General features: G+C 67.0%; 14 protein-coding genes. 4 read left to right on the plus strand and 10 right to left on the minus strand.

The window, feature by feature from the left end; genetic code table 11:
- The first annotated feature begins 62 nt into the window (after positions 1-62).
- A complete protein-coding gene (locus ACAM58_RS14245; RefSeq protein ID WP_012748058.1) occupies positions 63-755 on the plus strand; it encodes a mobilization protein in 693 nt (230 codons plus the stop codon).
- On the opposite strand, the gene ACAM58_RS14250 is transcribed toward ACAM58_RS14245, so the two are convergent.
- From ACAM58_RS14250 to ACAM58_RS14285, 8 genes are all read right to left on the minus strand, one after another.
- The gene (locus tag ACAM58_RS14250; protein ID WP_041945520.1) at positions 756-1,259 is read right to left on the minus strand and encodes a disulfide bond formation protein B; all 504 of its coding nucleotides are present in this window, start codon (positions 1,257-1,259) and stop codon (positions 756-758) included.
- Entirely contained in the window at positions 1,256-2,353 is a 1,098-nt protein-coding gene (locus ACAM58_RS14255; protein WP_012748060.1) for a sulfate/molybdate ABC transporter ATP-binding protein, read from the minus strand. The genes ACAM58_RS14250 and ACAM58_RS14255 overlap by 4 nt, the downstream gene beginning before the upstream one ends.
- 90 nt (positions 2,354-2,443) lie before the next feature.
- Positions 2,444-3,337 (minus strand): sulfate ABC transporter permease subunit CysW, encoded by an 894-nt coding sequence (cysW, locus tag ACAM58_RS14260; RefSeq protein ID WP_012748061.1) that lies wholly within the window; start codon positions 3,335-3,337, stop codon positions 2,444-2,446.
- A gap of 1 nt (position 3,338) precedes the next feature.
- On the minus strand, positions 3,339-4,226 hold the full coding sequence (gene cysT, locus ACAM58_RS14265; RefSeq protein WP_012748062.1) for a sulfate ABC transporter permease subunit CysT: 888 nt from the start codon (positions 4,224-4,226) through the stop codon (positions 3,339-3,341).
- Positions 4,227-5,243: a sulfate ABC transporter substrate-binding protein gene (locus ACAM58_RS14270; protein ID WP_012748063.1), complete on the minus strand. Its 1,017-nt coding sequence runs from the start codon at positions 5,241-5,243 to the stop codon at positions 4,227-4,229.
- Positions 5,240-5,815, minus strand: coding sequence for an alpha/beta hydrolase (locus ACAM58_RS14275; protein WP_012748064.1), 576 nt, complete (start codon positions 5,813-5,815; stop codon positions 5,240-5,242). Before ACAM58_RS14275 ends, ACAM58_RS14270 begins: the two co-directional genes overlap by 4 nt.
- Before the next feature lie 20 nt (positions 5,816-5,835).
- A complete protein-coding gene (locus ACAM58_RS14280; RefSeq protein WP_012748065.1) occupies positions 5,836-6,477 on the minus strand; it encodes a peroxiredoxin in 642 nt (213 codons plus the stop codon).
- A 112-nt stretch (positions 6,478-6,589) separates the two neighbouring features.
- Entirely contained in the window at positions 6,590-7,504 is a 915-nt protein-coding gene (locus ACAM58_RS14285; RefSeq protein WP_012748066.1) for a LysR family transcriptional regulator, read from the minus strand.
- A 130-nt stretch (positions 7,505-7,634) separates the two neighbouring features.
- Here ACAM58_RS14285 and ACAM58_RS14290 point away from each other — a divergent pair, with 130 nt between their 5' ends.
- Positions 7,635-8,282, plus strand: a complete 648-nt coding sequence (locus ACAM58_RS14290) for an FMN-dependent NADH-azoreductase (RefSeq protein WP_012748067.1) — start codon at positions 7,635-7,637, stop codon at positions 8,280-8,282.
- A 77-nt stretch (positions 8,283-8,359) separates the two neighbouring features.
- On the opposite strand, the gene ACAM58_RS14295 is transcribed toward ACAM58_RS14290, so the two are convergent.
- The gene (locus tag ACAM58_RS14295; RefSeq protein ID WP_012748068.1) at positions 8,360-8,917 is read right to left on the minus strand and encodes an NADPH-dependent FMN reductase; all 558 of its coding nucleotides are present in this window, start codon (positions 8,915-8,917) and stop codon (positions 8,360-8,362) included.
- 181 nt (positions 8,918-9,098) lie between these two features.
- Between ACAM58_RS14295 and panE the strand changes: the two genes are divergently transcribed.
- Together panE and ACAM58_RS14305 are read left to right on the plus strand one after the other, a co-directional pair.
- Entirely contained in the window at positions 9,099-10,034 is a 936-nt protein-coding gene (panE, locus tag ACAM58_RS14300) for a 2-dehydropantoate 2-reductase (RefSeq protein ID WP_012748069.1), read from the plus strand.
- 16 nt (positions 10,035-10,050) lie between these two features.
- Positions 10,051-10,728, plus strand: coding sequence for a hypothetical protein (locus ACAM58_RS14305; RefSeq protein ID WP_012748070.1), 678 nt, complete (start codon positions 10,051-10,053; stop codon positions 10,726-10,728).
- Between the two features lie 13 nt (positions 10,729-10,741).
- Here ACAM58_RS14305 and ACAM58_RS14310 read toward each other — a convergent pair whose 3' ends face one another.
- Complete coding sequence (locus ACAM58_RS14310; RefSeq protein WP_012748071.1) at positions 10,742-12,109, minus strand: tryptophan 7-halogenase; 1,368 nt, start codon at positions 12,107-12,109, stop codon at positions 10,742-10,744.
- Between the last annotated feature and the right edge of the window lie 63 nt (positions 12,110-12,172).

A 12,172-nucleotide genomic window follows, 5' to 3' on the forward strand; every position in this document is an offset into this window, starting at 1 on the left:
AGCCCGCCCCCTAGAATGATCCGGCCCTTCACTCCTCCACCCTTTCGAGGCAGCAGCAACTCATGAGCTCCATCAATTTCATCGGCGGCGAAAAAGGCGGTGTCGGCAAGTCGGTCACGGCGCGCGTGCTGGCGCAGTACTTCATCGACCACAGCAAGCCCTTCACGGGCTTCGATACCGATCGCTCGCACAGCTCGTTCACGCGCTTCTACGAAGGCTTTGCCTCGCCCATCGTGGTCGACAGCTTCGAGGGCCTGGACACCGTGGTGAACGGCTTCGAGACGAATCCGCAGCAAAGCGTCATCGTCGACCTGGCGGCCCAGACGCTCGCGCCGCTGTCGCGCTGGATCAAGGAATCGGACCTGTTCGACGTGTTCGACGAGTTGGGCGTGGCCGTCAACTTCTGGCACGTGCTGGACGACGGCAAGGACTCCACCGACCTGCTCGGCACGCTGATCGACACCTTCGGCAACCGGCCCAACTACATCGTGGTGCAGAACTACGGCCGCGGCAGCGACTTCGGCATGCTGCTGGCGTCGCAGTCGCTTTCCAAGGCCACCGCGAACGGCGCCCGGGTGATCACGCTGCCGCGCCTGCACGAGGCGAGCATGCGCAAGATCGATGCGCAGAACACCAGTTTCTGGAAGGCCGTGAACGACCGCGAAGGGCCGCATGCGCTGGGCCTGCTGGAGCGCCAGCGCGTGAAGTCCTGGCTGGCGACCGCCTACGCGGCCTTCGACACCCTGCCGCTCTAGCTAGCGCGCTGCGGGCCGGCGAAAAAGCAGCACGAGCAGCAGGACCGACAGCACCACGAAGGCAATGAACGACCAGTTCGCGAGCGTCAGGCCGAACAGCGACCAGTCGACCTTCGAGCAGTCGCCGCCGCCGCGGAAGATCATCGGCAGCGCCCGCTTGAGCGGAAAGGTCTCGATCATTCCGTAGAGGTCGCGCCCGCAGGTCACGACCTCGGGCGGGTTCCACTGGAGCCAGCTTTGAGCCGCCGCCGTGTAGGCGCCGCCGGCCGCTGCCACCAGCGCCAGCACACCGCCCGTGGCCTGCAGGCCGCGGCTCCTGAACACGCCGGCCAGGCCGGTGAAGAGCGCCACCAGCACCAGCGCATAGCGCTGCACGATGCACATGGGGCACGGCTCGAGGCCGACCACGTGCTGCAGGTAGAGCCCGAAGGCCAGCATCAGGACGCAGGCCAGGCAGATCAGCCCATACGCGCGGCGCGGCGCGCCGAAGTACCAATCGATCAAGGGGAAACCCAATCTTCTTCTACGAACACCCGGGCCTTGCGCGGCGTGGCGACGACCGTGTCGCCCTCGTGCAGGCCCAGTTCACGGAACTGTTGCGCAGGGAGTTGCGCCTCGATGATGGTTCCGGAGCCCGGATTATCTGGATTCGTTTCGGTGGGCTCAAGTTCCAGCCGCGCGATCGGGCCGACCACGATGGCGCGCGACAGGGTGGCCACGATGCCGGTGGCGCCGGCGGTGTAGCGCTCCACGGTGAGGTCGTGCGGGCGCACATAGGCCATGGCCTTGGCGTCGCGCGCGCCGCTGTGTTCAGGCGAGTCCAGGCGCATGCCGTCGAGCTGCACCGCGCCGTTGTCGGCCCGGCCGTGGAACAGGTTCACATCGCCCAGGAAGCCGTAGACGAACGGGCTGGCGGGCTGGTCCCACACCTCCTGCGGCGAGCCGACCTGCTCGATGCGGCCCTTGTTGATGACCACCACGCGGTCGGCCACTTCGAGCGCTTCTTCCTGGTCGTGCGTGACGAAGATCGAGGTGACGTGCAGCTCGTCATGCAGCCGGCGCAGCCAGCGGCGCAGTTCCTTGCGCACCTTGGCGTCGAGCGCGCCGAAGGGTTCGTCGAGCAACAGCACCTTGGGTTCCACCGCCAGCGCGCGCGCCAATGCGATGCGCTGCCGCTGGCCACCCGAGAGCTGCGAAGGATAGCGGTCGGCCAGCCAGTCGAGCTGCACCAGCTTGAGCAGGTCGGTCACTTTCTGCCTGATCTGCGCGTCGCTCGGGCGCTCCTTGCGCGGCTTCACGCGCAGGCCGAACGCGACGTTCTCGAACACCGTCATGTGGCGGAACAGCGCGTAGTGCTGGAACACGAAGCCCACCTGGCGTTCGCGCACATGCACGTCGGTGGTGTCCTCGCCCGAAAAGAGAATGCTGCCGGTGTCGGCCGTCTCCAGCCCCGCGATGATGCGCAGCAGCGTGGTCTTGCCGCAGCCCGAGGGACCGAGCAGCGCGACGAGCTCGCCCGACTCGACGTCGAGGTTCACGTTGTTCAGTGCGCGGAAGTCGCCGAACTGCTTGCTGATGTTGCGGATTTCGATGCTCATGGAATCTCTTCCTCTGCCTTCTTCTGATTTCTCCCTCTCCCCTCGGGGAGAGAGCCGGGGTGAGGGTTGTTCCCCTCACTCGAAGCCTTCTCAAGCCGCCGTGGGCCGCTCTGGCGGCAGCTCCGCAATGGCTTTCATTTCGCGTTCGTGGCGCCACTCGATGACCGACTTGATCACCAGCGTGACCAGCGCCAGGATGGCAAGCAGCGAGGCCACGGCAAAGGCCGCGACCGACTGGTATTCGTTGTAGAGCACTTCCACATGCAGCGGCATGGTGTTGGTCTGGCCGCGGATGTGGCCCGACACCACCGACACCGCGCCGAACTCGCCCATGGCGCGCGCGTTGCAGAGGATCACGCCGTACAGCAGGCCCCACTTGATGTTGGGCAGGGTCACGCGCCAGAAGGTCTGCCAGCCGGTCGCGCCGAGCACGATCGCGGCCTGCTCCTCGTCGGTGCCCTGCGCCTGCATCAGCGGCACGAGCTCGCGCGCAATGAACGGAAAGGTCACGAACACGGTCGCCAGCACGATGCCCGGCACCGCGAAGATGATCTTGATGTCGTGTTCGGCCAGCCACGGGCCGAGCCAGCCCTGCGCGCCGAACACCAGCACGTAGATCAGGCCCGCCACCACCGGCGACACCGCGAACGGCAGGTCCACCAGCGTGGTCAGGAAGGCCTTGCCGCGGAACTCGAACTTGGCAATGGCCCAGGCCGCCGCCACGCCGAACACCAGGTTCAGCGGCACCGCGATGGCGGCCGTGATCAGCGTGAGGCGGATCGCGCTCCAGGCGTCGGGTTCCTTCAGCGCTTCGAGATAGGCATCGAGGCCCTTGCGCAGGGCTTCCGTCGCCACGGCGGCCAGCGGCAGCACGAGGAACAGGAACATGAACGCGAGCGCAACGCCGATGAGCAGCCAGCGCACCCAGGCCGATTCGGTGGTGCCGGCCTGCGCGCGGCGAATGATCTTGGAAGGCGCACTCATCTCAAGCTCCCGCGCGCTTGCGCTGCCAGGCCTGCAAGCCGTTGATGACCAGCAGCAAGAGGAATGAAATGACCAGCATCACGAGCGCGACCGCGGTGGCGCCGGCAAAGTCGTACTGCTCCAGCTTGCCGATGATGATGAGCGGCGTGATCTCCGAGATCATCGGCATGTTGCCGGCAATGAAGATCACCGATCCGTACTCGCCGATGGCGCGTGCGAAGGCCATCGCAAAGCCCGTGAGCAGCGCCGGCGCGATCGACGGGAAGATTACCTTGGTGAAGGTCTGCAGCCGCGTCGCACCGAGCGACGTGGCGGCTTCCTCGAGCTCCTTCTCGGCGTCTTCGAGCACCGGCTGCACCGTGCGCACCACGAACGGCAGGCCGATGAAGATCAGCGCAATCACGATGCCCGCCGGCGTGAACGCGAGCTTGATGCCGTGCGGCTCGAGCAGCTGCCCGATCCAGCCGTTGCCCGCGAGCAGCGCCGTGAGCGAGATGCCGGCCACCGCCGTGGGCAGCGCGAACGGCAGGTCGACCAGCGCATCGACGATGCGCTTGCCCGGGAACTTGTAGCGCACCAGCACCCAGGCCACGAGCAGGCCGAACACCGCGTTGACCACGGCCGCGATCAGCGAGGCGCCGAAGGTCAGCCGGTACGAGGCCATCACGCGCGGCGCGGTCACGGCCACCCAGAACTGCTCCCAGCTCAGCGTGAAGGTCTTGAAGACCAGCGCCGAGAGCGGGATCAGCACGATCAGGCTCAGGTAAAGAATGGAGAAGCCGAGCGTGATGTGGAAACCGGGCAGCACGCGCTTGGCGCCCCCTGCCCGGTTGGCACGCGAAAAAGGCGCTCCCGCGGACGGGAGCGCCGAAGAAACAGCGCCGCTCATTTACTTTGCGCCGGGCGTGTAGAGCTTGTCGAACTGGCCGCCGTCGTTGAAGTGCACCTTCTGCGCTTCGCCGAGGCTGCCGAACAGTTCCTGCACCGTGAACAGCTGCAGCGGCTTGAAGGTGGCGGCGTACTTCTTGAGCACGGCCTGCGAGCGCGGACGCAGCGCGTGCTTGGCGGCGATTTCCTGCGCCTCTTCGGAGTAGAGCCAGTCGAGGTAGGCCTTGGCGAGTTCGCCAGTGCCCTTCTTCTTGGTGGTGCGCTCGACCACGGCCACCGGGTTCTCGGCCACGATGCTGATCGACGGGTAGACCGAATCGACCTTGCCCGAGCCGAATTCGCGCTCGATCGACACCACTTCGGATTCGAAGGTGATCAGCGCATCGCCGATGTTGCGCTGCAGGAAGGCGGTGGTGGCGTCGCGGCCGCCGCGCGCCAGCACCGGCACGTTCTTGAACAGCTTGCCGACGAACTCGGCCGCCTGGGCGTCGGTGCCGCCCTTCTTCTTGACGTAGCCCCAGGCCGCGAGATAGGCGTAGCGCCCGTTGCCGCCGGTCTTGGGGTTGACGATCACGACCTGTACGCCGGGCTTGACCAGGTCTTCCCAGTCCTTGATGCCCTTGGGGTTGCCGTTGCGCACCAGGAACAGCATGGTCGAGGTGGTGGGCGATGCGTTCTCGGGGAATTTCTTGTTCCAGTCCTTCGCGACCACGCCGGTGTTGGCCAGGAAGTCGATGTCGGTGGTGGTGTTCATGGTCACCACGTCGGCATCGAGGCCGTCGGCCACCGCGCGCGCCTGGGCGCTGGAGCCGCCATGCGACTGGTCGATCTTCACGTCCTTGCCGGTGGTCTTCTTGTAGTTGGCCACGAACGCCGCGTTGTAGTCCTTGTAGAACTCGCGCGCCACGTCGTACGAGGCGTTCAGCAGCGTGTTGCCCTGGGCAAAGGCGCTGCCGCCCGCGAGCGCGGAAGACGCCAGCGCGAGCACGGCGGCAAAGGTCTTGAATCTGGAAGTCATGTGGTTGCCAAGTTTTCTGAAAATTCACGGCCCGCCGGCCAGGCGGCGGGCTCGTCGGTCAGCGACTGGAGCAAGGCGAGGCCGAGCGGCCAGTCTCCGTGCCCCGAGTCGATGTTGATATGCCCCGCATTCTGCATGCGGACAAACTCACTGCCCCAGGCGCGGGAATACGCGCCGGCCAGGCGGATCGGACAATAGGGATCGTTGCTGCTCGCCACCACGATGCTGCGGTACGGCAGCGCCGCATAGGGCACGGGCGCGAAGTCCGACAGCACGGCCCGGCGCTCCGGATCGGCCGGCGCCACCAGCAGCGCCCCGCGGATGCGCGCCGCCGCCTCGGCCGGCAGGTGCGCCGTGGCGATGCAGCCCAGGCTGTGCGCGGCAATCACCACCGGCCCGGGGCTTTCGAGCACCAGCCTGGCGAGCGTGGCCACCCAGGCCTCGCGCTTGGGCGATGCCCAGTCGTCCTGCACCACGCGCGCCGCGCCCGGAATGCGCTCTTCCCACAGGCTCTGCCAATGGCCGGGCCCGGAGTCGCGCCAGCCGGGCACGATGATCACGGAAGTCTGCATGAAGGCGCTGCCCTGTCCGCTTACTTGTTGGGCTGCGGCGTGATGCGCAGGTAAGGCTTCACGGCCTTGAAGCCCTTGGGGAAGCGCTCCGCCAGTTCGGCCGGGTCCTGGATGCTCGGGATGATGACCACGTCGTCGCCATCCTTCCAGTTCACGGGCGTGGCCACCTTGTGGCTGTCGGTGAGCTGCAGCGAATCGATCACGCGCAGGATCTCGTCGAAATTGCGGCCGGTCGAGGCCGGGTAGGTGATGGTCGCGCGGATCACCTTCTTCGGGTCGATGATGAACACGCTGCGCACCGTGGCCGTGGCCGATGCGTTCGGGTGGATCAGGTCGTACAGGTCGGCCACCTTGCGGTCGTGGTCCGCAATGATCGGGAAGTTGACGGTGGTGTTCTGCGTCTCGTTGATGTCGCCGATCCACTCCTTGTGCTTGGTGGCCGGGTCGACGCTCAGCGCGATGGGCTTCACGCCGCGCTTGGCGAATTCGCCCGACAGCGCCGCGGTCTTGCCGAGTTCGGTGGTGCACACGGGCGTGAAATCGGCCGGGTGCGAGAAGAACACCACCCACGAATCGCCGGCCCATTGGTAGAAGTCGAGGGGGCCTTCGCTGGAATCCTGGGTGAAATTGGGGGCTGTGTCGCCGAGTCGCAGGGTCGCCATGGTCGCTCCTTGGATGGATGGGACCTGGGATTGTGCGAAGTGCAGCTTCAATGCCAAACGAATATCTACTTGTTTGGTTATGGCGTTTTTCGCATAAGCGGCGCCGATCCGGCTAATACATGCCCGATTGGCTCCCGCTCATGTGCTCCGCCAGGAAGTCGATCAGCTGGCGCACCGCCGGCACCAGGGCCCGGCGCGGCGGAAAGACCATGTGCGCAATGACGGGCGCCGGCCCCCAGCCGGGCAGCACCTGCACGAGCCGGCCCGCCTCCACGTCGGCGCGGCACATGTAGCCCGGCAGCAGCGTTGCGCCCACGCCCTCGAGCGCAACCAGCTGCAGCGTCACGAGATCGTCCGCCACGCAGCGCGGCGTATGGACGTGCACGTGGATCTCGCCGTTCGGGCCCTCGAGCCGCCATTCGCTGCGGCCCTCGCTGTTGGCCGACATGGCCGCCGTGGGCAGCCGCTCGAGGTCGGCCGGCGTGCGGACCGGGCCCAGGCGCTGCAGCAGATCCGGCCGGGCCACCAGCACGGCACGGCTGGTGCCCAGCACCTTGGCCACGAGCGTGGTGCTGTCCTCGATGGCGGGGCGCACGCGCAGCGCGATGTCGATGCCCTCCTCGATCAGGTCCACCGGCCGGTTCATGACGCGCAGGTCGACGCGCACCGCCGGATAGCGCTCCATGAAGCGCGGCAGCAGCTGCGCGAGCCCGCTGTGGGCGACGGTGATCGGGCAGCTCAGGCGGACCGTGCCGCAGGGATCGGTGTGCACCTGCGCCACCGCCTCGGTCGCGGCCTGCGCCGCGTCGCGCACGGCGGCCGAATGCCGCAGGAAGATCTCGCCCGCCGGCGTGAGCGACAGCCGCCGCGTGCTGCGCTGCATCAGCTGCACGCCGAGCCGGTCTTCCAGCTCCGCCACGCGGCGCGACAGGCGCGACTTGGGAATGCCGAGCGCGCGGCTGGCCGCGGCAAAGCCGCCGCGCTCGGCCACTTCGGCGAAAAAAACCATGTCGTTGAGGTCTTGCATTCGCCGATTGTCCTGCATGTGGAACGATGTAGTCAAAATTTGGCTACTTATCAGAGACTCGCACCAAAAATAGAATTACTCCATCGCCGGCCACCTTTGAGCGCCGACCTCCACACGAAAGTGATCGACCATGAAGCTGCTCCACATCGACTCCAGCATCCTGAGTGCCAATTCGACCTCCCGCCTCCTCACGGCAGAGATCGTGGCGGCCTGGAAAGCCGCGCATCCCGACACCACGGTCGAGTACCTCGACCTTGCCGCCAATGCGCCCTCGCACTTCGGCGCCGATGCCCTGGGCATCAAGACCGGCGTGCAGGCCCAGCCGACCGAAGCCCAGCAGCGCGAGAACGCGCTCTCGGAACAGCTCGTGAGCCAGTTCCTGGCTTCCGACGTCATCGTGGTGGGCGCGCCGCTGTACAACTTCTCGGTGCCGACCCAGCTCAAGGCCTGGATCGACCGGCTCGCGCAAATCGGCCGCACCTTCAAGTACACCGACAAGGGCCCCGTGGGCCTGGCCGGCGGCAAGACCGTGATCGTGGCGTCCAGCCGCGGCGGCATCTACTCGACCACCGAAGGCGGCCAGGCCGCGGAACACCAGGAGAGCTACCTGAAGGTGGTGTTCGGCTTCTTCGGCATCACCGACGTGCGCTTCGTGCGTGCCGAAGGCGTGGCCATGGGCGATGCCACCAAGGCCGCCGCACTGGCCGCGGCACGCGCCGACATCCTTGCGGCCACGGCCGAAGCCGCCAACCAGCAGGACGTGGCACAGGCCGCCTGAGCCTCGGTTCCATCCCAAAAGCAAATGCCGCCCCCGGGGCGGCATTTTCATTGGCGGGCTCAGGGACCCAGGCCGTCTCAGGCTGCCGCGTGGCTCTTGATCCAGGCCACGTACTTGTCCATCCAGCCCTGCAGGAACTTCTTCGTGCCTTCATTGCCGATGTGGCCCTTGTCGTCGAACAGGTCGTCCTTGAACTGCAGGAAGATCTCCGGCGCGCCCAGGGTCGGAACGTCGAGATAGGCCAGCACGTTGCGCAGGTGCTGCTGCGCCAGCGCAGTGCCGGTGGCGCCCACCGAAATGCCCACCACGCCCGCGGGCTTGCCGGCCCAGGCGCTCTGCCCGTAGGGGCGCGAGGCATGGTCGATCGCATTCTTCAGCACGCCAGGCACCGAACGGTTGTATTCGGGCGTAACGAACAGCAGGCCCTGGGCCGCCACGATCTCGGTCTTGAGCCGCTTCACCGAAGGCGCCTGGTTGCCGTCGTCGTCCTGGTTGTACAGGGGCAGGTCGTCGATGCGCAAATGCTCGAAGGTGAAGTCCGGCGGCGCAAGGTGCGCCAGCGCAAGGGCCAATTTCTGGTTGAACGAATCCTTGCGAAGGCTGCCGACGATCACGGCAATTCGGGTCTGGCTCATGGATGAAGCTCCTTGAAATGTAGAAGGGACAAAAAGGATTGGCGCGGGCAATTATGCGAAGCGCCCAAGACCTTTTCCAGAAAAGCTCTTCGGCCCCGCCCTGGCTTTGCGGCATGCGCAGCAGGCTTGCGCAATCGCGTGCATCATCGCCCGAGCCCTTTGGTTCCAGGAGCAGTTCACGATGCGATTTCTGATGGTGGGTGCCGGTGCACTCGGTGGTTATTTCGGCGGCCGGCTGCTGGAGGCGGGACGCGACCTCACTTTTCTGCTGCGCCCGCGGCGGGCGGCGCAGATCGCGAAGACCGGTCTGGTGGTGCAGAGCCCCTTCGGCAACCTGCAGCTGCCCTCGCCGCCCCACGTGCTGGCCGAAGACATCCGGGCGCCGTTCGACGTGGTCGTGGTCGGCAGCAAGGCCTACGACCTCGACGCGACCATGGCGTCGTTCGCGCCAGCCGTCGGGCCCGACACGGTCATTCTTCCGCTGCTGAACGGCATGAGCCACATCGACCGCCTGGCCGAGCGCTTCGGCAGCGAACGCGTGCTCGGCGGCCTGTGCATGATCTCCGCCACGCTGGACGACGAAGGCCGTGTGCTGCACCTGAACGACATGCACGGCCTTGCCTTCGGCGAGCGCGCGGGCGGACGCTCGGCGCGGGTCGAAGCCATTGCCGCGCAGTTCGCGGGCGCGAAATTCGACGCCACGCTGAGCGAGAACATCTCGCAGGACATGTGGGAGAAGTGGGTCTTCATCGCCTCGGCGGCCGGGCTCACGAGCCTGATGCGCGCCTCCATCGGCGACATCGCGAGCGCGGGCGGCCAGGACGTGGCGCTCGCGATCTTCGACGAATGCTGCGCCATTGCCGCGCACAACGGCTTCGCGCCGCGCCCGGCAGCCGTCGAGCGCGGCCGCGCCATCATGACGGCGCCGGGCTCCCCGATGACCGCCTCCATGTACAAGGACATCGTGCGCGGCGCGCCGGTCGAGGCCGACCACATCGTGGGCGACCTGCTGGGCCGCGCGCCGGCCGCATCTTCTTCCTGTGCGCCTTCGGTGCTGCGCACGGCCTACGTCCACCTGAAGGCCTACGAGGCACGGCGCGCCCGCGAAGCGGCCTGACGGGGCTTTCCGCGCGATGAACGACGCCATCGCCTTCCTCCACACGGCGCAGGTCCATGTGCCGACCTTCGAGCGCCTGACCCGCGAGATCGCGCCCGAGTTGGAGGTGCGCCACCTGGTGATGGAGGAACTGCTGCACGAAGCCCGCGCCGTGGGCATCGACAACCCGATGCTGGCCGCGCGCGTGCACGAGGCCATGCGCGAGGCCGCCTCCGAGGGCGCCGCCGTGGTGGCGTGCACCTGCTCGACCATCGGCGGCATCGCGGAAAGGACCCCGACGGGCGGCGCCTTCGCGGCCCAGCGCATCGACCGTGCGATGGCCGACCGCGCCGTGCGCGCCGGCCCGCGCGTGCTGATTGCGGCAGCGCTCGAAAGCACGCTGGAGCCGACCACCGCGCTGCTTCTTTCGGCCGCCGCGCAGGCCGGCGTCGGCGTCCGGCCGAGCACGCTGCTGGTCGCCGAGGCCTGGCCGCACTTCGAGGCCGGCGACAGCGCCCGCTACATCGAGATGCTGGCCAGCGCGATCCGCAGCGCCGCCATCGGCGCCGACGTGGTGGTGCTGGCGCAGGCCTCGATGGCCCCTGTCGCGGATGAGCTCGCAGACCTCGGCATCGAAGTGCTCGGCAGCCCCGGCCCGGGCGTGGCGCATGCCGTGGCCACGCTGCGCGCCTCGCGCTCGGCGTGGGCGCCCTGAGGCGCTACTGCGGCTACTCCGACTTGAGGATCGTCTCGCCCTTCAGTGCGCCCATGTCTCGGATGTTGAAGCGGTGCCGCTTCCAGCCGGCCCAGGTGCGGCGCAGGTGGGTGATCGAGATGAAGTAGTAGAGAAACTTGAACATGCCGAGCGCCCGCCAGATCGGCGTGCCGCGGTAGATGTCGCCGGCCAGCAGCGACATCAGCCCCTCCTTCACGCGGAAGGGATTGCCCGGGTGCATGAACATGTCGCGGATGGTCGGGTTGGTCACGCGGTAGATGAACCACGAATACTCACGCGGCCCCTTGCGCATCATGGCCTCGAAGTTCTCGCGCACGGGCGCCAGTTCGGCCGGCCGGTCGAGCGCGGTGGCCACCAGCCCGGCGCCGTCGAAGGCGCTGTGCATCGCCAGGTACACGCCCGACGAGAACATCGGGTCGATGAAGGTGAAGGCATCGCCCAGCATCAGGTAGCGGTCGCCCGTGGCGTGCGTGCTCGAATACGAGAAGTTGCCGGTGGCATGCACCGCATCGTCCACCAGCGTGGCGTGCTTCAGCCGGTCCACCAGCACCGGGCACAGCGCGATGGTGTCGTAGAAGAAATCTTTCAGCGGCTTGTCGCGTGTCTTCAGGTAGTACGGCCAGCAGACCGCACCGACGCTGGTGGTTCCGTCGGCCAGCGGAATGAACCAGAACCAGCCGTGCGCAAACCAGCAGATGCTGATGTTGCCTTCCTTCTTGCCCTCCAGCCGCTCGGCGTTGGTGAAATGGCCGAACAGCGCCGTGCTGTTGTGGTCGGGGTTCTTTTCCTTGCAGCGGAATTTGTTGGCCAGCAGCGTGTCGCGGCCCGTGGCATCGACCACGAAGCGCGCGCGCCAGCTGCGCCTGGCGCCGTCGTCCATCTGGGCCTGAACCGTGGCGCCATTTGCATCGAAGGCCACGTCGCGCACCTTGCAGCCTTCGAGTGCCTGCGCGCCGCGCGCGGCGGCATTGCGGAACAGCAGCTCGTCGAGCTCCGAGCGGCGCACCTGCCAGGCCGAATCGAGCGACTTGTCCCAGCCTTCGGCAAAGTCCACGTAGCTGCGGTGCTCATGCTCGGGCGAGACGAACTCGATGCCGAACTTGGGCATGCCGATCTTCTCGACTTGGTCGCGCACGCCGAGCCTGTCGAACAGTTCCACATTCGCGGGCAGCAGCGATTCGCCAATGTGAAAGCGCGGATGGTGCTCCTTCTCGAGCAGCACCACCTTGCGGCCCTGCTGTGCGAGCAGCGCCGAGATCGTGGAGCCCGCGGGGCCGCCACCGATCACGAGCACGTCGCAGGACTCGTCGGCCGCCGGGGGCGCGGAAGAAATGGAGGAAGTGGCTTGAGGCAATGACATGCGAAGGCAAGCTACATAGTTGACAACAGCCAAGCATAGCGCGGCCGAAGCCGGCCGCCCCTT

The sequence above is a fragment of the Variovorax sp. V116 genome, from assembly GCF_041154435.1.
GTDB lineage: Bacteria > Pseudomonadota > Gammaproteobacteria > Burkholderiales > Burkholderiaceae_C > Variovorax > Variovorax paradoxus.

What these genes read in the sequence shown, in the direction of transcription:
- ACAM58_RS14245 (WP_012748058.1), top strand. Translation starts at nt 63, where the DNA reads ATGAGCTCCATCAATTTCATCGGCGGCGAAAAAGGCGGTGTCGGCAAG.
- ACAM58_RS14255 (WP_012748060.1), bottom strand. Translation starts at nt 2,353, where the DNA reads ATGAGCATCGAAATCCGCAACATCAGCAAGCAGTTCGGCGACTTCCGC.
- cysW (WP_012748061.1), bottom strand. Translation starts at nt 3,337, where the DNA reads ATGAGTGCGCCTTCCAAGATCATTCGCCGCGCGCAGGCCGGCACCACC.
- cysT (WP_012748062.1), bottom strand. Translation starts at nt 4,226, where the DNA reads ATGAGCGGCGCTGTTTCTTCGGCGCTCCCGTCCGCGGGAGCGCCTTTT.
- ACAM58_RS14270 (WP_012748063.1), bottom strand. Translation starts at nt 5,243, where the DNA reads ATGACTTCCAGATTCAAGACCTTTGCCGCCGTGCTCGCGCTGGCGTCT.
- ACAM58_RS14275 (WP_012748064.1), bottom strand. Translation starts at nt 5,815, where the DNA reads ATGCAGACTTCCGTGATCATCGTGCCCGGCTGGCGCGACTCCGGGCCC.
- ACAM58_RS14280 (WP_012748065.1), bottom strand. Translation starts at nt 6,477, where the DNA reads ATGGCGACCCTGCGACTCGGCGACACAGCCCCCAATTTCACCCAGGAT.
- ACAM58_RS14285 (WP_012748066.1), bottom strand. Translation starts at nt 7,504, where the DNA reads ATGCAAGACCTCAACGACATGGTTTTTTTCGCCGAAGTGGCCGAGCGC.
- ACAM58_RS14290 (WP_012748067.1), top strand. Translation starts at nt 7,635, where the DNA reads ATGAAGCTGCTCCACATCGACTCCAGCATCCTGAGTGCCAATTCGACC.
- ACAM58_RS14295 (WP_012748068.1), bottom strand. Translation starts at nt 8,917, where the DNA reads ATGAGCCAGACCCGAATTGCCGTGATCGTCGGCAGCCTTCGCAAGGAT.
- panE (WP_012748069.1), top strand. Translation starts at nt 9,099, where the DNA reads ATGCGATTTCTGATGGTGGGTGCCGGTGCACTCGGTGGTTATTTCGGC.
- ACAM58_RS14305 (WP_012748070.1), top strand. Translation starts at nt 10,051, where the DNA reads ATGAACGACGCCATCGCCTTCCTCCACACGGCGCAGGTCCATGTGCCG.
- ACAM58_RS14310 (WP_012748071.1), bottom strand. Translation starts at nt 12,109, where the DNA reads ATGTCATTGCCTCAAGCCACTTCCTCCATTTCTTCCGCGCCCCCGGCG.